This is a genomic window from Pseudomonas kilonensis (genome assembly GCF_001269885.1).
GTDB classification, from domain to species: Bacteria; Pseudomonadota; Gammaproteobacteria; order Pseudomonadales; family Pseudomonadaceae; genus Aquipseudomonas; species Aquipseudomonas kilonensis.
Genome location: NZ_LHVH01000016.1, coordinates 55,857 through 74,497, shown reverse-complemented (window position 1 = coordinate 74,497; position 18,641 = coordinate 55,857). Strand labels below are relative to the sequence as shown.

The window sequence follows — 18,641 nt, the reverse complement described above, 5'->3', positions numbered from 1 at the left end:
TGTTCAGGGGTTCAGTTGGCGTACCGGTCGCACTTCGACGCAGCCGACCCGGGCCGCCGGGATATTGCCGGCGACCTGGAGGGCTTCGTTGAGGTCCTTGGCATCGATCAGGTAGAAGCCCGCCAGTTGCTCCTTGGTTTCGGCGAACGGGCCGTCGGTGATCGACAGCTTGCCGCCGCGCATGCGTACCGTGGTGGCGGTCTGTACCGACTCCAGGGCCTCGGCGGCCAGCATGCGCCCACTGCCCTGGATCGATTCGGCATAGGCCATGCACTCGGCGTCCTCCGGGCTGTCGGGCGAGTTGTGCAGCGTGTGTTCGTTGCTATACACCAGGCATAGGTACTTCATGGGAGGCTCCGTGATCGGACTGATCAACTATGGACGGCAGAATGATGCTCGGCGAAAAAACCGACGATCAGGGCTGCAGGTCGAACAGCGCCGTACCGGCCATTGGGTCGAACGGTGCGGACCAATGTTCGTGGACGATCCGCCATTGCCCGGCTACACGCTGGTAGCAGGCCGTCACGCGCATCCAGCAAGCCTGTTCCTCGCCTTTTTCGTTGGTGCCGCCGCAATAGGCCAGCCAGTGGGCAAAAGCGATGTTGTCGGCCGGGGTAATCTTGACCTGATGGAAGTCGAACTTGTGCGGACCGGGGCACATTTCCATGCAGGCTTGCCAATGGGCCCGGTAAGCGACCTTGCCCTTGAATTGCAAGGCCTGGATGGCATCGAACGAGACGATGTCTTCGTCATAGAGTGCCATGACCTTTTCAACGTCCTTGGCCATGACCGCTTGGCGATAGGTGTCGATCAGGGCCTGGATTTCAGTTTCAGTGGCTTGGGTATTCATGGTGATTCTCCGCAGTTTTTTGTTGAAGACACCCTTTGTCGTTTGGAGAAACAGCGAATCGACAACCCAACAAAAATAATTCAAAGAAAAAAATTCGCTAGAATCCAGGTCCTATTCTGCCGACAAACAACGGACGTTCTTGTGACCGCTCAGCTCGTACCCTACGAAGACCTGACCCCGCTGCAACGCGAACAGATCACCGCGATCGAAATCCACCCCGAACAGATCAAGTTCGCTGGCGATATCCACGGTGCCCTGCACACGCTGCTGTCCAAGCCCGGCCCCGGGGTCAAAGGGTTTGCGCTATTGGCTGAAGAGGTGCCGGTGGCCTTCCTGCTGCTCAAGCGCCCTCCGGTGCTGCCCGCCTGGGCCAATGAACACAGCGCCACCCTGCATGCCCTGCAAGTCGATCACCGGGCCCAGGGCAAAGGTTATGGCAAGGCCTGCCTGCAGGCGCTACCCGCCGTGGCGCGAGCCGCCTGGCCGGAAATCCGCGGGCTGGAACTGTCGGTTGACGCCGATAACGACTCGGCCATCGGCCTGTACACCCGGCTGGGCTGGGTCGACAGTGGCGAAGCCTACAAGGGCCGCATCGGTTACGAGCGGCGAATGGGGTTGGCGTTCTGACACCTGCCCCCGTAGGAGCTGTCGAGCGAAGCGAGGCTGCGATCTTTCCACAGCCAATCAAGTCTTAGAGCCAAGATCAAAAGATCGCAGCCTTCGGCAGCTCCTACACGGCGCCTGGACTTTTGAGCGGGATCCAGATCTCCAGGGTGCCTTCGCCGGTCCTGGGGTTGAAATCCTCGCTGTAGCGCTCGAACTCCGGCAGCTCGGCGGCTGTATGACCGGAATGTGGCAGCCACTCGTTCCAGATGTATTGGAACGTGTCCGGTAGTTGTTTCAACGGCCCCTTGTGTTCGAAGACGGCGTAATACCCAGGCTGGATTTCGATCCAGCGGTATTGCTCCGGCAGATCGTCGAGCCGGCTGATTTCCACGCCAGCGATGTATTCGAACCCACCCTTCCCGTCCGGGTTGCAACACACGCCGTAGGTCACTTCATCTTTCTCCCCTGGCACCTTGCCGAGCCAGGGCAGGAACTTTTCCCAGAGCAAAGGGATGTCCTGGGCAGTGTCCTGGGTAAACCGAGCACCAAAGCCGGCGATAAGCTGAAAACGTCCCTGTTCAAAGCGTGGTTCGGCTGTGTAATCGCGTTTGTGCTTTTCCATTCGGCAACACTCCAGCAAACGTGAAGTCGGGCTTGGCAGTATAGAAGCCAAACGGTGATTGCCAGGGCCGTTTCGCTGGTCAGATTCCGGGGAAGGCGCTGGTGACGGCTTTTCCGACAAACTCGTTGTAGCCAGAAACGATCACATACACCGCGAAATAGCAGAAGATCGCGGCGGATGCCCAATAGGAGTAACGCAGCAGTTTATCCCCCAACAATTTACCGCCCTGGGTTGCCGCCAGGCACAGGGCCGCGCACCACAACAACCCGGCGCAGAGAAAACCACTGAGGAACAGCGCCGAGCTGAGCAAGGTGCCACCACCCGAACGCGCGATCAGTGTGCCGCCCACCGCTGCAAACCAGAGGATGGCACTGGGCGATGACATGGCCAGGAAAATCCCGCGAAAGAACTCCTGGCGCGAGGAGTTGCCCTGCACCTCCCCGGCCTCGGCGAGCACGGCGCTGTGATAGATCGCCGAGTGGATCATCTTCGCTGCGAAATACAGCAACAGCACCGAACCACCGAGCCACAGCACCCAACGCACCGCCTCGTATTGCAGCAGCACGGTCATGCCGGCCAGGGCCAGGACGGCATAGACCAGATCGCCTACGCAGGTGCCCAGGCCCAGGGCGAAACCCTGGAAGTAACCGCGCTGCATCGCCAGGGTGATCATCGCGATATTGGCCACGCCAATGTCCAGGCACAGGGAGAGACTCAGCAGGAAACCGCTGGAAAATTCCATCATTCATTCCGTTCGATTGGGCTACAGCGAATTCAACTGCCCGCAGCCGGCGTTGATGGCTGCGTGGCAAGGTCGACAGTGTCGTCGAAAATAGTTGCGCGCGGCTACTGGACAATCCGACATCCGCCCGATTATCTTTCGCCGCAGGCCACCGCAGTGGCCAACGTCGCTCGGACGGTTCCGGGCGCTCACGTACCTCGAGGCAACAATGGCCGAACAAGGTTCGCCGCGCCGCTTTGCGCGCATCGATCGACTCCCCCCTTACGTATTCAATATCACTGCCGAGCTGAAGATGGCTGCGCGTCGGCGCGGCGAAGACATCATCGACTTGAGCATGGGTAACCCCGACGGCGCCACGCCCCCGCACATCGTGGAAAAGCTGGTCACCGTCGCCCAGCGGGAAGACACCCACGGCTATTCCACCTCCAAAGGCATCCCGCGCCTGCGCCGCGCCATTTCGCGCTGGTACAAGGACCGCTACGAGGTGGACATCGACCCGGAAACCGAAGCCATTGTCACCATCGGTTCCAAGGAAGGCCTGGCCCACCTGATGCTGGCAACCCTGGACCAGGGCGACACGGTGCTGGTGCCCAACCCCAGCTATCCGATCCACATCTACGGCGCAGTGATCGCCGGTGCCCAGGTGCGTTCGGTACCGCTGGTGCCGGGCGTGGATTTCTTCGCTGAACTGGAGCGGGCCATCCGCGGCTCGATTCCCAAGCCGAAGATGATGATCCTGGGCTTTCCCTCCAACCCCACCGCCCAGTGCGTGGAGCTGGATTTCTTCGAACGGGTCATCGCCCTGGCCAAGCAGTACGACGTGCTGGTGATCCACGACCTGGCCTACGCCGACATCGTCTATGACGGCTGGAAAGCCCCGTCGATCATGCAGGTGCCCGGTGCGAAAGACATCGCGGTGGAGTTCTTCACCCTGTCCAAGAGCTACAACATGGCCGGCTGGCGCATCGGTTTCATGGTGGGCAACCCGGAACTGGTCAACGCCCTGGCGCGGATCAAGAGCTACCACGACTACGGCACCTTCACCCCGCTGCAAGTGGCCGCCATCGCCGCCCTTGAAGGCGACCAGCAATGCGTGCGCGACATCGCCGAGCAGTACCGCCAGCGCCGCAACGTATTGGTCAAGGGCCTGCATGAACTGGGCTGGATGGTGGAAAACCCCAAGGCGTCGATGTACGTCTGGGCCAAGATTCCCGAGGCCTATGCCCACCTGGGCTCACTGGAGTTTGCCAAGAAGCTGTTGGCCGAAGCCAAGGTCTGCGTCTCGCCGGGGGTGGGGTTCGGGGAATATGGGGATGATCACGTGCGCTTCGCGCTGATCGAAAACCAGGACCGGATTCGCCAGGCTGTGCGCGGGATCCGTGGGATGTTTCGGGCGGATGGGTTGATAAACAAACCTGGCGCCTGACACCAAACTAATGTGAAAGACCAATGTGGGAGCGAGCCTGCTCGCGATGGCGGTGTAACAGTCAACAGAGATGCTGAATGTTATATCGCCTTCGCGAGCAGGCTCGCTCCCACAGTTGAATATTGCTTCAGGTTCAGATCACCAGCGACAACAGCAGGATAAAGATCAACCCCACCACGGACAGGATGGTTTCCATCGCGGTCCAGGTCTTGAAGGTTTCGGCCACGGTCATGTTGAAGTACTGCTTGACCAGCCAGAAGCCCGCGTCGTTGACGTGGGACAGGATCAACGAACCGGCACCGGTCGCCAACACCAGCAGCTCACGGTTCACACCCGGCATCATCCCCACCACCGGCACCACGATCCCGGCACCGGTAATGGTTGCCACCGTCGCCGAACCCGTCGCAATCCGAATCACTGCCGCCACCAGCCAGGCCAGCAGGATCGGCGAGATTTGCGCGCTGACCGCCATGTGGCCGATCACATCGCCCACGCCGCTGGTCACCAGCATCTGCTTGAAGCCGCCACCGGCACCGATGATCAGAATGATCGCGGCAGTCGGGGCCAGGCTTGCGTCCAGCCATTTGAGCATCTGGCTGGAGCCAATGCCCTGCTTGTAGCCGAAGGTGTACAGCGACAGCAGCAACGCCAGCAGCAAGGCCGAGATCGGGTGACCGATCATGTCCATCCAGACGCGGAAGAGGTTGCCGTCCGGCAGCGCTACGTCAGCAAAGGTCTTGAGCAGCATCAGGAACACCGGCGACAGTACGGTGATCAGGGTGATGCTGAAGCTTGGCAGCTCGGCGGAGTTCGTCTCGCGGGCCAGTTGATCCACCAGCTCCTGGTTCGGATGGCCGGGGATGTGCTTGGCAATGAACGTACCGAAGATCGGTCCGGCAATGATGGCCGTTGGCAGCGCCACGATCAGGCCGTAGAGAATGGTCTTGCCGATGTCAGCGCCAAATATGCCGATCGCCAGCAGCGGCCCCGGGTGCGGCGGCACCAGGCCGTGGACGGCGGAAAGGCCGGCCAGCAGCGGGATACCGATCTTGATGATCGACACGCCGGTACGGCGCGCAACGATGAACACCAGCGGGATCAGCAACACGAAGCCGATTTCGAAGAACAGCGGGATGCCCACCAGGAACGCGGCGAACATCATGGCCCACTGCACCTTGTCCTTGCCGAAGGCGCGGATCAGGGTCTGGGCGATCTGATCGGCCCCGCCCGACTCGGCCATCATTTTGCCGAGCATCGTGCCCAGCGCCAGGATGATGCCGACAAAGCCCAGCACGCCACCGAAGCCGTCCTGGAACGCCTTGATGATGGTGCCGGTCGGCATGCCCGACGTCAGGCCGAGGAACGCGGCGGCGATGGTCAGGGCAATGAACGGGTGGAATTTGAACTTGGTGATGAGGATGATGAGTCCGATCACCGTGACCACTGCATCAAGCAGCAGGAACGTCTCGTGGGACATGCCGAACATGGGAGGTGTCTCCTGATTTGTTGTTGTTATTGAAGCAGTTATTTATGAGTCGTCGGGACAGCGCTATCTTTCTGACGCAAATTTTTTGAAACTCAGCCGGCAAGCTTCAAACCATGGTCCAACCACCAGACATAAGCCTGATGCGCCAACTCCTCAACGCTGTGGCTGGACGCGTCCAGAGTCAGGGTCAGGGGCTCGCCAACAGGGGATTGAAGGGTGGCAAACTGGCTGTCGATCAAGGTCGACGGCATGAAATGACCGGGACGATGGGAAACGCGGTCGGCGGCCACTTCGGGGGTCAATTCAAGGAATACGAAGCCCAGGCCGGGCAAGGCACTGCGCAGACGCTCGCGATAACTGTGCTTGAGGGCCGAGCAGGTCAGCACCGGGCGCTCGCCCGTGGCGTCGACACGGCGCAACTCGTCGCACAGGCTGTCGAGCCAGCCGGCACGGTCGTCGTCGTTCAAGGGAATACCGGCGCTCATCTTCTGGATGTTGGCCGCGGGGTGGAAGGTGTCGCCTTCGATGGCGGTGGCGCCGCTCAATTGGCACAGGGCCTGGCTGACGCATGTCTTGCCGCAACCGGCAACGCCCATGATGACCAGGGCGGTGATGGGATTGTTCATGTAACACCTCAGCGCGCAGACAGCGCTACCTTTGCCAGTGATGACACCGCAGCAAAAGCAGAAGTTGCCGACGCCTTCTTGTCATTTTTGTGGTTGCAGCATGTTCGTTCACGACACCAACGGACGGGGGATCAGGCAAACCCCATTCACGCATTTGCAGCGGCGTCGAGACAGCGCTACCTTAGTACCTTGATTTTTGTTTGGCAAGCCGCCCTGATGACCGTCCCTAAAAACGATAAGAATACTCGCACCACTGGTCGCCCCACGCTCAATGAAGTCGCACGCCTGGCCGGTGTCAGCCCCATCACCGCCTCCCGTGCCCTGCGCGGCGTCAGCACCGTTGCCTCGGAACTGGTGGAAAAAGTCCGCCAGGCCGCCGTGGAGCTCAACTACGTCGTCAATCCCGCCGCCCGCGCCCTGGCTTCGGCCCAGAGCCATTCGGTGGTGGTGCTGGTGCCGTCGTTGTCCAACCTGTTGTTCATCGACACCCTGGAAGCCATTCATCGGGTGCTGCGACCCAAGGGCTTCGAAGTGGTGATCGGCAACTACCACTACTCCCGGGACGAAGAAGAAGACCTGCTGCGCAACTACATGGCCTATCAGCCGCGCGGTTTGCTGCTGACCGGTTTCGACCGCACCGAAAGCGCCCGGCGCATGATCGAGGCCAGCAACATTCCGTGCGTGTACATGATGGAACTGGACCCCGGCGCCGGGCTCAACTGCGTCGGCTTTTCCCAGCTCAAGGCTGGCGAAACGGCGGCCGAGCACTTGATTTCCAAGGGCCGCAAGCGCCTGGCCTATATCGGCGCGCAACTGGACCAACGCACCCTGCTGCGTGGCGAAGGCTTTCGACGCGCCCTGCAGAAAGCCGGCCTGTATGACCCGGACCTGGAACTGCTGACCCCACGCCCATCATCGGTAGGCCTGGGCGGCGAATTGTTCCTGCAGTTGCTGGACAGCCACCCGGACGTCGATGCGATCTTCTTCGGCAACGACGACCTGGCCCACGGTGCCTTGTTCGAGGCCCTTCGCTGCGGCATCAAGATTCCCGAGCGGGTTTCGGTGCTGGGCTTCAACGACCTGCCCGCCTCGGCCCACATGGTGCCGCGCCTGAGCAGCATCAGCACGCCAAGGGAAGCCATCGGCCGTCGCGCCGCCGAGCAAATGCTGACCTTGATGGCCGGCAACCGCATCGCGCAGCCGGTGGTGGACATGGGCTTTGAGCTCAAGGTCCGCGAAAGCACCTGAGTCGGCCCGCCACACACCAGTGCGGTCGATCCATGCCGTCCGCCGGCAAGGGTTGGCCGCCCCGCTCGCCGCGTTCCTGCCCACAAGCCTTGGAATAGAGGCCTTGCGGCGACGGCATGGGAATTGCTCCTGCCCATCGCTCAGCCATTACCCACAGGTGTTCATCATGTTGGTCAGTGCAAAACAGCAAGCGATGGTCTTGCCGCTCAAACGCCCGGGCGAGGATCCCACCGCCGAAGCCGCCAGCGGCCTGCAAAGCGCCGCGTTGCAGGCCCTGCGCGATAACGTCCAGGCCCAGGCCAGCCAGGGCAGTACCCAGGTCCAGGATTCCTTCACCCAACAAGCCACGCAACAGGTCAACGCCGCCACCGCCATCAGCGACAAGGTGGACGAGGCGTTCGCCAAGACCCGTGTGCACTTGCAGGCCGTGGCTTCACCAGCGTCCGAAGAAACCACGACACTGGGTGGTTCTGCGACGGCAGAATTCAAGGACTACATGAGCAAGACGCCCGAAGAGCGCCTGCGCGACAGCATTCTCGAAGAGATGGGCATTACTGAGGAAGAGTTCGAAGCGATGCCGCCCGAGAAGCAGATGGCGGTCAGCCAGGAGATTGCCCAGCGCATGCAGGACAAGTCGGCGATCGCCCAAGTGGAAAAGGCCCAGCAGAGCCGCACCGACGACAAAGCCTCGGCCACGGACATGTTTCTCGCCTCGCTTTAAGCCTCGGCACATCGCGCAACGTTTGAGCTGGGGTTAGCGCCCCAGCTCAAACCTGAGGCCAACCGAGGCAGTATCGGCTCAATGACCGAACAGGTTCACCTTCTTGGTTTTTTTGTCGGCGCGCTTTTCATCGGCAGTCTTCGCCGGTTTTTTCTTTGCCGCTTTTTTTGAATCCATGCCTTTGGCCATGATACGTACTCCACTCATACGGGATGTGAAGTCAGGTATACACCTATCGCCGCACCTGCGTTCTTTTATAATCGCCCTCCCCTTATCGCCCACGACCCTGCCATGTCCGAAATCCATTACGCAGCGCTCGAAGCATCGCTTTGGCCGCTGATGAACAAGTTTTATCGCGCCCACCAATCCTCGATGAAAGCCGTGCGTGACGCGCAGCTTTGGGTGGCGCGGCGCGATGAGATCGTCGCCGCCCTGTGCCTGCGGCCGGTGTCGGGCGGGCATTGGTTGACAGGGTTGTTCGTCGACCCGGCGTACCGCGTACAAGGCATCGCCGCACGGTTGATCGCCGAAGCGGTGAACGGCGTGAATGAGCCGGTGTGGCTGTTCTGCCACCCGGACTTGCGTGGTTTTTATGAGCGGCGTGGTTTCAGCTTCGACCCCGAACTGCCCTATGCGATGGCCGAACGCCTGAGCCGGTATGCGCGTAGCAAGCCGATGATTGCGATGGGGTTTGAGCCAAAAATACGCTTCTGAAACTCAAGACAATCCACTGTGGGAGCGAGCCTGCTCGCGATTGCGGTTTTACATCCAGCAGATGAGTTGGCTGATACACCGCTATCGCGGGCAGGCTCGCTCCCACAGGGGATGTATGTCGATCATGGGTTAGTCGTCGGCCGTGGGGTCCAGGTCCGGGAACATCACTTCGGTAAACCCGAACTTGCTGAAGTCACTGATGCGCGACGGGTACAAGCGCCCGATCAAGTGATCGCATTCATGCTGCACCACCCGCGCATGAAAGCCCGACGCGTAACGCACGATCGGCTCGCCCTTGGGATCGAAGCCTTCGTAGCGGATGTCCTGGTAGCGATCCACCGCCCCGCGCAGGCCCGGCACTGACAGGCAACCTTCGAAGCCCTCTTCCATCTGCGGGCCCAGCGGGGTGATCAGCGGGTTGATCAGGATGGTCTGGGGCACCGCCTCGGCGTCGGGGTAACGCTCGCTGTGCTCGAATCCGAAGATCACCAGTTGCAGGTCCACGCCGATCTGTGGCGCCGCCAGGCCGACGCCGCCGACACTTTCCATGGTCTGGAACATGTCGTCGATCAATTGCCACAATTCCGGGCTGTCGAACATGTCGGCAGGCACCGGCGGGGCGATGCGCAGCAGGCGTTCGTCGCCCATTTTCAGGATTTCACGGATCATGGTCGGGCTTCGTCAGGGTGGGGATGAGGGATGGAATGGTCGCGGCCCAGGCCCGACACATGCTGCTTTTCGTGCTCGCCCGCGCTCTTTTCGCCCGGGTTCTTGCCTTCAGTGGACATGTGCTCGATGACCGCATTCATCTCTGCACCGAGCAACAGCACCGCCGCAGAGATATAGAAATACAGCAACAACACGATGATCGCACCGATGCTGCCATACATGGCGTTGTAGTTGGCAAAGGTCTTGACGTAAAACGCGAAGCCCAGGGAGGCGATGATCCACACCACCACCGCCAGCACCGACCCCGGGGTGATGAAGCGAAACTCTTGTTTGACGTCGGGCATCACGTAATAGATCAAGGCCACGGCGACCATCAGCAAGATCACGATCACTGGCCAGCGCACGATCGTCCAGAGCGTGACAATGAACTCCTCCAAGCCGACCTGGGCCGCGATCCAGCCCATCACCTGTGGCCCGAGCACCATCAGCGCCGCAGCGGCCAGCAGCATGCCGGCGATGCCGACCGTGTAGAAGATCGACAGCGGAAAACGCTTCCAGGCCGGGCGGCCTTCCACCACATCATAGGCGGCGTTCATCGCGCTCATCATCAACCGCACGCCCGCCGAGGCGGTCCACAAGGCAATGACGATACCCACCGACAACAACCCGCCCTTGGATTGCTGGAGCTGGTCGATCACCGGGTTGACCTGCTCCAGGGCCTGGGGCGGCAGCACCAGTTCCGATTGCAGGCGCAGCCAGGAGAAGAAGTCCGGCAGGTGCAGGAAGCCGATCAAGGCGATCAAAAAGAGGATGAAAGGAAACAGCGAAAACAGCATTTGGTACGCCAATGCCGAGGCGTAGGTCGACATCTCGTCGTCGAGAAACTCGGTCACGGTGCGCATCATCACACGATGCAAGGGTAAGCCTTTCAAGGCCGGGAACATCATGTGCGTCTCCTTTCGCCGCAAAAAAGGGGGTCGCTTGGCGACTCAAGGGCCGTTATCACAACAAAGTAGCCTGTTTGGCGACTTCGGATCAATTTCGTCTTTCATGCCCGACGCTGAATTGACCGGCGATTGCCGAGCCAAGTTTCATTGTTCCTACAAGCGGGGCTTTATGTTTGCCCGGCAACCACCGAGAATGCCCCACGTATTCAGGCTGCGGCCTGAAGCTCCAACCCCGTAGGAACGTTATGAAACTCGATAAAAAGCAGGCCATCGCCCGCAGAAACCAGGATCTGGGCGGCGCCGTACTGGGCGTCAACAACTGCCACTTCAGCGAATTGAACCGTAACCGCAACATCTTCTGGTTCGATATCCCGGTGGGGCGCCTGGCCATCGGTCAATACGAATGGATTCACCTGCTGCTGCACACGCCGGCCACCGATGAGCTGCTGCACCTGAAAGTGCCGACCGTGTTCCTGCGCGAAAAGATGGAAGGCCTGGAAGTGCGCAACCAGGGGAAACGCAAGGCAGCCTTGAGTCTGGAACTGAGTGCTGACAAGGACTCCTATCTTCAGGACATGCGGCCCGGTGGCACCAATCTGGATTTTGCGCAGTTCAGGTTGTAATGCGATTTCCTAGCTTTGGTGTGTATATCCGTTTTTTGCGTAACGGCGGCTTATGGTTCCGCCCTTACGGCGGGTCACTTTTGGAAGAGCGCCAAAAGTAACCAAAAGCGCTTTGCCCCACCACTCGGCACCTCGCCTAGGCTCGGTGTGCCCTCACTCCGGCATTGCTCCGTGGGCCGCCGCGAAGGGCCATCCATGGCCCAGCGCGGCTACCTCGGCATCCATGCCGAGGTGCCCACTGCGCAATGCCTGCGTTCGGCCAGCGTGGTTTAACGGGGCGTCCAGATCAAGATCAAAAGCAAAGCAAGAGCGGTGCATGTCCAGTATCCATGTGATTGCACCACCGCTATCGCGAGCAAGCTCGCTCCCACATTGGATCTTCAGCAGACAGAAAACCCATACACACCGCAAAACCTGTTGGAACGAGCTTGCTCGCGATGGCGCCGGCACATCCAACATCACCGCAAACTGACACACCGCCTTCGCGAGCAAGCCCGCTCCCACAGGAGAAACGCGGTCCCACCAAGAACCAGGTCGGCTATAAGGCCGCCTCGCGGTGGACGTTGATCTCGGGCGCCCCGTTAACCACGATGGCTGAACGAAGGTGTTGCGCAGTGGGCACCTCGGCATGGATGCCGAGGTAGCCGCGCTGGGCCATGGATGGCCCTTCGCGGCGGGCCCACGGAGCAATGCCTTCGTTCAGGCATGCCGAGCCTAGGCGAGGCACCGAGTGGTGGGGCAAAGCGCTTTTGGTTACTTTTGGCGCTCTTCCAAAAGTGACCCGCTGTAAGAGCGGAACCGCCAGCAGCCGTGACCGCAGCAAAGGATATGCCCCCAATCCAGCCCAAAAGAAAACGGCGCTTTCCCTCCTCAGAAAAGCGCCGTTTCTTTAAGTGAACAGCATTACCGCATCAGCGGGGCTCTTCATTGGCAACGGTCTTACTTCTTCAAACCCAGCTTCCTGAGCTCTTCATCCCGCAACTCGCGCCGCAGGATCTTGCCCACGTTGGTCGTCGGCAAGGCATCACGGAACTCCACGGCCCTGGGCACTTTGTAGCCGGTGACGTTGGCACGCATGTGTTCCATCACCTGTTCCTTGGTCAACGTGACACCCGGCCGTGCAACGATGAAGATCTTGATCGCCTCGCCAGACTTCTCGTCCGGAATGCCGATGGCCGCGCACTGCAGCACACCCGGCAGGGTTGCCAGCACGTCTTCCAGTTCGTTGGGGTAAACGTTGAAACCGGAGATCAGAATCATGTCTTTCTTGCGATCGACGATGCGCATGTAGCCGTCCGGCTGGATCAGCGCAATGTCACCGGTCTTGAGCCAGCCTTCGCTGTCGAGGATCTCGTCGGTGGCGTCCTGGCGCTGCCAGTAGCCCTTCATGACCTGCGGACCTTTCACACACAATTCGCCGATTTCGCCCAATGGCTGTTCGACGCCCGCGTCATTGATCACCTTGCACAGCGTCGACGGCACCGGAATGCCGATGGTACCGACCTGGATCTTCTGGATCGGGTTGACGGTAGCCACCGGGCTGGTCTCGGTCATGCCGTAGCCTTCGCAGATCGGGCAACCGGTCACCGCCTTCCAACGCTCAGCCGCTGCCAGTTGCAAGGCCATGCCACCAGACAGGGTGACTTTCAGGGCTGAGAAATCCAGCTTGCGGAAGGCTTCGTTGTTGCACAGGGCCACGAACAGGGTATTGAGGCCGACGAAACCGCTGAACTTCCACTTCGACAGCTCCTTGACCATCGCCGGCAGGTCGCGCGGGTTGCTGATCAGGATGTTGTGGTTGCCGATCAGCATCATCGCCATGCAATGAAAGGTGAAGGCATAGATGTGGTACAGCGGCAGCGGCGTAATCAGAATCTCGCAACCTTCATTGAGGTTGGAGCCCATCAGCGCCTTGCACTGCAACATGTTCGCCACCAGGTTGCGGTGGGTGAGCATCGCGCCCTTGGCCACGCCGGTGGTGCCGCCGGTGTATTGCAGCACGGCGACATCGTCGCTGGTGGGGTTGGCTTCGCTCACGGGCTGGCCGTGGCCTTTGCTCAGCACGTCGTTGAACTTGACGGCCTTGGGCAAGTGATAGGTCGGGACCATCTTCTTGACGTACTTGATCACGCTGTTGATCAACAGGCGCTTGAGCGGCGGCAGCAGGTCGGCAACTTCGGTGACGATGACGTGCTTGACGCCCGTCTTGGGTACCACGGTCTCGGCCAGGTGCGCCATGTTCGCCAGGCACACCAGCGCCTTGGCCCCGGAGTCGTTGAACTGGTGTTCCATTTCCCGCGCGGTGTACAGCGGGTTGGTGTTGACCACGATCAGCCCTGCGCGGATCGCACCGAACACGGCCACCGGGTACTGGAGAACGTTGGGCAGTTGCACGGCGATTCGATCGCCCGGCTGTAAATCGGTATGCTGTTGCAGGTACGCGGCAAACGCCCCGGACAACTCGTAAAGCTCACCGTAGGTGATCGTCTTGCCGAGGTTGCTGAATGCCGGCTTGTTGGCAAAGCGTTGGCAGGACTGCTTCAACACCGCCTGAATATTCGGATACTCGTCTGGATTGATGTCGGCAGCAATCCCAGCTGGGTACTTATCCTTCCAAAAGTCTTCAATCATGGAAGCCCACTCCTCAGCAACGCGAATTCTCACCGCATTTGATGCGATTATTATTGGTGTGTGTTTATTGGTGAATCTGGCTTGAATCAAGGCCGAGAAGTCACAAAAGCGCGCCGAGAGTAGCAGCTTTGCCGAGGGCCGCCTAGAGCCAAAAGCAGCCACCACAGTCACAAACATGACTCACAAATACTTTATGGTCACTTTTAGAGTAAAAAACCTACGCCCTATTAAATCTCTCTGAATCAAACAACTGTGGGAGCACAGCTTGCTCGCGATGGAGGTATGTCAGCCAATACAAATGAGGCTGTTCCACCGCTATCGCGAGCAAGCTGTGCTCCCACAGGTTTTCGTCAGGACAGATACCCCGGCGGGCCTCAGGCGATATCCCGCAACTCCCGCCGCAGAATCTTGCCCACCGGGGTCATGGGCAACGACTCCCGCAGCACGATGTGCTTGGGAATCTTGTAGCCGGTGAAGTTCTCCTTGCAGTAGGCCTTGAGTTCTTCAAGGCTGACGCCGGTTTCGCGCGCCACCACGAACAGCTTCACCGCCTCCCCCGAACGTTCGTCCGGCACGCCGATCACTGCGCAGTTGGCCACCTTGGGATGGGCCATCACCACGTCTTCGATCTCGTTGGGGTACACATTGAAACCCGAGACGATGATCATGTCCTTCTTGCGGTCGACGATGCGCACGAAACCGTCCGGGTCGATCACCGCGATATCGCCGGACTTGAACCAGCCCTCATTGTCCAGCACTTCCGCGGTAGCCTCAGGCTTGTTCCAGTAGCCTTTCATGATCTGCGGGCCCTTGATGCACAGCTCGCCGCGCTCGCCCAGGGGCTGCTCAACGCCATCGTCGTTGATCACTTTCATCAGCGTGCCCGGCACCGGCATCCCCACCGTGCCCAACCGGGACTTGCCACCGTAAGGATTGGCACTGGCCACTGGCGAGGTTTCGGTCAAACCATAACCTTCGGTGATGCCGCAACCGGTGATCTGCTCCCAACGTTCGGCGGTGGCCTTGATCAGCGCCGTGCCACCTGAGTTGGTGACCTTGAGGTTGGAAAAATCCAGGGTCTTGAAATCCGGATGGTCCATCAGTGCCACGAACAACGTGTTGAGTCCCAGCAGCAGCGAGAAACGCCAGTTCTTCAGTTCCTTGATGAAACCACCGATGTCCCGCGGATTGGTGATCAGCACGTTGTGATTGCCGGTCACCATCATGCACATGCAGTTCGCCGTGAATGCATAGATATGGTACAGCGGCAGCGGTGCGATCATGACCTCCTGGCCTTCGCGCAACAGTGGATGGCCGTCATCGCCGAGCTGCCCCAGGCAGGCCCGGGCCTGTTGCATGTTGGCCACCAGGTTGCCGTGGGTCAGCATTGCGCCCTTCGCCAACCCGGTGGTGCCGCCGGTGTACTGCAACACCGCAATGTCATCGAGGCTGACGTTCAGCGGCTTGATGCCCTGGCCGCGTCCCAGGCGCAAGGCGCTCTTGAAGGAAATGGCCTGGGGCAGCGAATAGGCCGGGACCATTTTCTTGACCTTGCTCACCATCGTGTTGACCAGCCAGCCCTTGGCAGTGGGCATCAGGTCGCCCATCTTCGCTTCGATCAGGTACTGCAGGTCCGTATCGGGCAACACCTCCTGGACTTTCTGCCCGAACATATTCAGGTACACCAGCGCCCGGGCACCGGAGTCCTTGAACTGATGACGCATTTCCCGCGCGGTGTACAACGGGTTGGTGTTGACCACGACCAGCCCGGCGCGCAAGGCACCGAACACGGCGATCGGATACTGCAGGATATTAGGCATCTGCACCGCGATTCGATCACCTGGCGCCAGGTCGGTATGGGCTTGCAGGTAGCCGGCGAAAGCCGCGCTGTAGCGCTCCAGCTCGGCATAGGTGAGCGTCACCCCCATGTTGCTGAACGCCGGACGGTCGGCAAATTTCTTACAGGAACGTTCGAACACCTCGATCACCGACTTGTAGGCCCCAAGGTCAACATCCAGGGGCACGCCGGTCGGGCGCTTGTCATTCCAGAAATCAGGCTGCATTGTTTTTGTCCTCTTTACCTGAGCATGTCCGGGCCGCCTCTGTATCGCTTGCAGAGGTGGAACTCCTGGGACACTAGCAGCTATGGCCAATCAGGCAAATATGGCAACCTGCGTCATAGATTGTGTGAATCTTCTTGCCTAGGTGTGGCCTGATCAGGCGAGACGCAAAGGATGCGCTATACAATGCAGCGACGCTGCACAAAAGGAATCGCCATGATCCACCAAACGTTCTGGCTGACCGCGACCGACCATAGCCGCCTGTTCGTCAACCAGTGGCTGCCTGAAACCGCCCCGTTGGCGGTGATCATGCTGGCCCATGGCATGGCCGAACACAGCGGCCGCTACGCCCGCCTGGCCCAGGCACTGTGCGACGAGGGCTACGGTGTCTGCGCTGTGGACCTGCGCGGCCATGGCAAGACGGGCGAGGAAGCGATTCTCGGTCACTTTGCCGATGAGGACGGTTGGCTCAAGGTCGTGGGCGACCTGGCCAGCCTCAACCACCACATCGTCCAGCAATATCCCGATACCCCCATCCTGCTGCTGGGCCACAGCATGGGCAGCTACATCGCCCAGGGTTATTTGTTGCATCACAGCGCCAGCCTGCACGGGGCGATTCTCAGCGGCTCGAACTTTCAGCCGGTGACGCTCTACCGCAGCGCTCGCCTGATCGCCCGCTTCGAACGCTGGCGCCAGGGTGCCACGGGGCGCAGCGCGTTGATCGAGTGGCTGTCGTTCGGCAGTTTCAACAAGAAATTCAAACCCACGCGTACCCCCTTCGACTGGCTCAGCCGCGACCCGGCCGAAGTCGACAAGTACGTCCACGACCCGCTGTGCGGCTTTCGCTGCACCAATCAACTGTGGGTCGATCTGCTCGGTGGCTTGCAGCAAATCAGCAAAGCGTCCAATCTCGCCCAGATCGATCCGGGCCTGCCCCTGCTGGTGATCGGCGGCGAATGTGATCCGGTGAGCGAAGGCAAGCGTCTGAAGGATCTGGCCGACGCCCTGCGCGACGCCGGCAGCCAGCACCTGCAATTGACGATTTACCCACAGGCCCGGCACGAATTGTTCAATGAAACCAACCGCGATGAAGTGACCGCCGACGTGCTGGCCTGGATTGCCCAGACCCTGAGCCACAAGCGGCCGCCACGTAGCGAGTAGGCTTGCCGCGTTTTTCCTTTACCCCGTCACAGGATTTGAAACAGATGACCCAGGTTACCAACACCCCTTACGAAGCCCTCGAAATTGGCCAGACCGCCAGCTACAGCAAGACCGTCGAAGAGCGTGACATCCAGCTGTTCGCGGCGATGTCGGGCGATCACAACCCGGTGCACCTGGACGCCGAGTTCGCCGCAGCGAGCATGTTCAAGGAGCGCATCGCCCATGGCATGTTCAGCGGTGCGCTGATCAGCGCGGCGGTGGCCTGCGAGCTGCCTGGGCCGGGCACCATCTACATCGGCCAGCAGATGAGCTTCCAGAAACCGGTGAAAATCGGCGACACCCTGACCGTGCGCCTGGAAATCCTGGAAAAACTGCCGAAGTTCCGTGTACGCATCGCCACCCGCGTGTTCAACCAGCGCGATGAGCTGGTGGTGGACGGCGAAGCCGAAATCCTCGCACCGCGCAAGCAGCAGACCGTGACCTTGCCGACGTTGCCGGCGATTACTGTGGGTTGATTACCGCGATCTAAAGTGAATGACTTGTGGCGAGCCATAAATGTGGGAGCAAAGCTTGCTCGCGATGCAGGCGCCTCGGTTCCCTGAGAGACTGAGTTATCTTCATCGCGGGCAAGCCTTGCTCCCACATTTAAGGCGAGTCTTCGCGCACCTGCACGCTCGCCGTCATCCCCGCGCTCAGGTTCACCCCCTCCGGCACCTTGTCCAACTTGATCCGCACCGGTATCCGCTGGGCCAGGCGCACCCAGTTGAAGGTCGGCTCGACCTCCGCCAGCAACTGTGCATCGGGGTTGGTGTTGCGGTCGGTAATGCCACGGCTGATGCTCTCGACATGGCCCTCCAGTGCATGGCCGGCGCTCATCAGCCAGATCTTGACCGGATCGCCTACGCGAATCCTCGGCAACTTGGTTTCTTCGAAATAGGCCTGCACATAGAACGTCGAGTCGTCGATCAGCGCCATCACCGGCTGCCCGGCATTCACGTAGTTGCCTTCGGCCAGGCGCAGGTTGGTGATGTGGCCGTTGCGTGGGGCCAGGACCTGGCTGCGCGCCAGGTTCAGTTCGGCGACCTTGGCCTCGGCCTGGGCTTCGCGCAGTTCGCCTCGGGCGATGCCGGCGTTGATCTGGGCGTTTTCCCGCAGTTCGGCGCTGATGGCCTGGGGCCCAAGGGCGGCGCGGCGGCTGGCTTCGTGTTCGCGCAGGCTCAGTTGCTGCTGGCGCGTCTGCACAACGGCCCGTGCCTTCTCCAGCGCTGCCTCGAAACGCTCACGGTCGATACTCAGCAACACATCGCCGGCCTTGACCTGTTGGTTATCCACCGCCTTGAGCTCGCGCACCCAACCCGACACGTCGGGGGCAATCACCACCACGTCGGCGCGGATCCGCGCATCGCGGGTCCAGGGTGTGAGCATGTAGTACTGCCACAAGTGAAACCCGGCGAAAATCGCCACGGCCACCATGCACAGCGTGACGGCGACACGTACGGATGTACGCAT

The 18,641-nt window shown here is 60.4% G+C and carries 19 protein-coding genes; 8 read left to right on the top strand and 11 right to left on the bottom strand.

Annotated features, from left to right (window positions below):
* Positions 1 to 3: 3 nt before the first annotated feature.
* Both AD662_RS06310 and AD662_RS06305 read right to left on the bottom strand, forming a co-directional pair.
* Entirely contained in the window at positions 4 to 348 is a 345-nt protein-coding gene (locus AD662_RS06310; RefSeq protein WP_018610963.1) for a YciI family protein, read from the bottom strand.
* 67 nt (positions 349 to 415) lie between these two features.
* The gene (locus tag AD662_RS06305; RefSeq protein ID WP_018610965.1) at positions 416 to 850 is read right to left on the bottom strand and encodes a YybH family protein; all 435 of its coding nucleotides are present in this window, start codon (positions 848 to 850) and stop codon (positions 416 to 418) included.
* A gap of 141 nt (positions 851 to 991) precedes the next feature.
* Here AD662_RS06305 and AD662_RS06300 point away from each other — a divergent pair, with 141 nt between their 5' ends.
* Positions 992 to 1,477 (top strand): GNAT family N-acetyltransferase, encoded by a 486-nt coding sequence (locus tag AD662_RS06300; RefSeq protein ID WP_053186086.1) that lies wholly within the window; start codon positions 992 to 994, stop codon positions 1,475 to 1,477.
* Between the two features lie 103 nt (positions 1,478 to 1,580).
* On the opposite strand, the gene AD662_RS06295 is transcribed toward AD662_RS06300, so the two are convergent.
* Together AD662_RS06295 and AD662_RS06290 are read right to left on the bottom strand one after the other, a co-directional pair.
* The gene (locus AD662_RS06295; RefSeq protein WP_053178368.1) at positions 1,581 to 2,078 is read right to left on the bottom strand and encodes a GyrI-like domain-containing protein; all 498 of its coding nucleotides are present in this window, start codon (positions 2,076 to 2,078) and stop codon (positions 1,581 to 1,583) included.
* A 79-nt stretch (positions 2,079 to 2,157) separates the two neighbouring features.
* Complete coding sequence (locus AD662_RS06290; RefSeq protein WP_053178367.1) at positions 2,158 to 2,820, bottom strand: LysE family translocator; 663 nt, start codon at positions 2,818 to 2,820, stop codon at positions 2,158 to 2,160.
* Between the two features lie 208 nt (positions 2,821 to 3,028).
* Here AD662_RS06290 and alaC point away from each other — a divergent pair, with 208 nt between their 5' ends.
* On the top strand, positions 3,029 to 4,246 hold the full coding sequence (alaC, locus tag AD662_RS06285; protein ID WP_003198594.1) for an alanine transaminase: 1,218 nt from the start codon (positions 3,029 to 3,031) through the stop codon (positions 4,244 to 4,246).
* 133 nt (positions 4,247 to 4,379) lie between these two features.
* Here alaC and AD662_RS06280 read toward each other — a convergent pair whose 3' ends face one another.
* Entirely contained in the window at positions 4,380 to 5,732 is a 1,353-nt protein-coding gene (locus tag AD662_RS06280) for a GntP family permease (RefSeq protein WP_018610977.1), read from the bottom strand.
* 92 nt (positions 5,733 to 5,824) lie between these two features.
* Positions 5,825 to 6,358, bottom strand: a complete 534-nt coding sequence (locus tag AD662_RS06275; RefSeq protein WP_018610979.1) for a gluconokinase — start codon at positions 6,356 to 6,358, stop codon at positions 5,825 to 5,827.
* A 216-nt stretch (positions 6,359 to 6,574) separates the two neighbouring features.
* Here AD662_RS06275 and gntR point away from each other — a divergent pair, with 216 nt between their 5' ends.
* The 3 genes from gntR to AD662_RS06260 all read left to right on the top strand — a co-directional run bounded on the left by gntR (position 6,575) and on the right by AD662_RS06260 (position 9,041).
* Positions 6,575 to 7,606 carry an HTH-type transcriptional regulator GntR gene (gene gntR, locus AD662_RS06270; RefSeq protein ID WP_018610981.1) on the top strand — a complete coding sequence of 344 codons (1,032 nt, stop codon included), beginning with the start codon at positions 6,575 to 6,577 and terminating at the stop codon, positions 7,604 to 7,606.
* Between the two features lie 166 nt (positions 7,607 to 7,772).
* Entirely contained in the window at positions 7,773 to 8,327 is a 555-nt protein-coding gene (locus tag AD662_RS06265; RefSeq protein ID WP_053186083.1) for a hypothetical protein, read from the top strand.
* 291 nt (positions 8,328 to 8,618) lie between these two features.
* Positions 8,619 to 9,041, top strand: a complete 423-nt coding sequence (locus AD662_RS06260) for a GNAT family N-acetyltransferase (protein WP_053186080.1) — start codon at positions 8,619 to 8,621, stop codon at positions 9,039 to 9,041.
* 129 nt (positions 9,042 to 9,170) lie between these two features.
* On the opposite strand, the gene def is transcribed toward AD662_RS06260, so the two are convergent.
* On the bottom strand, positions 9,171 to 9,710 hold the full coding sequence (def, locus tag AD662_RS06255) for a peptide deformylase (protein WP_018610991.1): 540 nt from the start codon (positions 9,708 to 9,710) through the stop codon (positions 9,171 to 9,173).
* Positions 9,707 to 10,657: a YihY/virulence factor BrkB family protein gene (locus AD662_RS06250; protein ID WP_018610993.1), complete on the bottom strand. Its 951-nt coding sequence runs from the start codon at positions 10,655 to 10,657 to the stop codon at positions 9,707 to 9,709. The genes def and AD662_RS06250 overlap by 4 nt, the downstream gene beginning before the upstream one ends.
* A gap of 245 nt (positions 10,658 to 10,902) precedes the next feature.
* Here AD662_RS06250 and AD662_RS06245 point away from each other — a divergent pair, with 245 nt between their 5' ends.
* Positions 10,903 to 11,280, top strand: a complete 378-nt coding sequence (locus AD662_RS06245; protein WP_018610995.1) for a hypothetical protein — start codon at positions 10,903 to 10,905, stop codon at positions 11,278 to 11,280.
* A 939-nt stretch (positions 11,281 to 12,219) separates the two neighbouring features.
* On the opposite strand, the gene fadD1 is transcribed toward AD662_RS06245, so the two are convergent.
* Both fadD1 and fadD2 read right to left on the bottom strand, forming a co-directional pair.
* Positions 12,220 to 13,911 carry a long-chain-fatty-acid--CoA ligase FadD1 gene (gene fadD1 / locus AD662_RS06230; RefSeq protein ID WP_053186072.1) on the bottom strand — a complete coding sequence of 564 codons (1,692 nt, stop codon included), beginning with the start codon at positions 13,909 to 13,911 and terminating at the stop codon, positions 12,220 to 12,222.
* Positions 13,912 to 14,285: 374 nt separating this feature from the next.
* Positions 14,286 to 15,974: a long-chain-fatty-acid--CoA ligase FadD2 gene (gene fadD2, locus AD662_RS06225; RefSeq protein WP_053186069.1), complete on the bottom strand. Its 1,689-nt coding sequence runs from the start codon at positions 15,972 to 15,974 to the stop codon at positions 14,286 to 14,288.
* A 213-nt stretch (positions 15,975 to 16,187) separates the two neighbouring features.
* Between fadD2 and AD662_RS06220 the strand changes: the two genes are divergently transcribed.
* Positions 16,188 to 17,132, top strand: coding sequence for an alpha/beta hydrolase (locus AD662_RS06220; RefSeq protein WP_053186066.1), 945 nt, complete (start codon positions 16,188 to 16,190; stop codon positions 17,130 to 17,132).
* A 44-nt stretch (positions 17,133 to 17,176) separates the two neighbouring features.
* A complete protein-coding gene (locus AD662_RS06215) occupies positions 17,177 to 17,647 on the top strand; it encodes a MaoC family dehydratase (protein ID WP_014336929.1) in 471 nt (156 codons plus the stop codon).
* Positions 17,648 to 17,777: 130 nt separating this feature from the next.
* Here AD662_RS06215 and AD662_RS06210 read toward each other — a convergent pair whose 3' ends face one another.
* A complete protein-coding gene (locus AD662_RS06210) occupies positions 17,778 to 18,641 on the bottom strand; it encodes an efflux RND transporter periplasmic adaptor subunit (RefSeq protein ID WP_018611004.1) in 864 nt (287 codons plus the stop codon).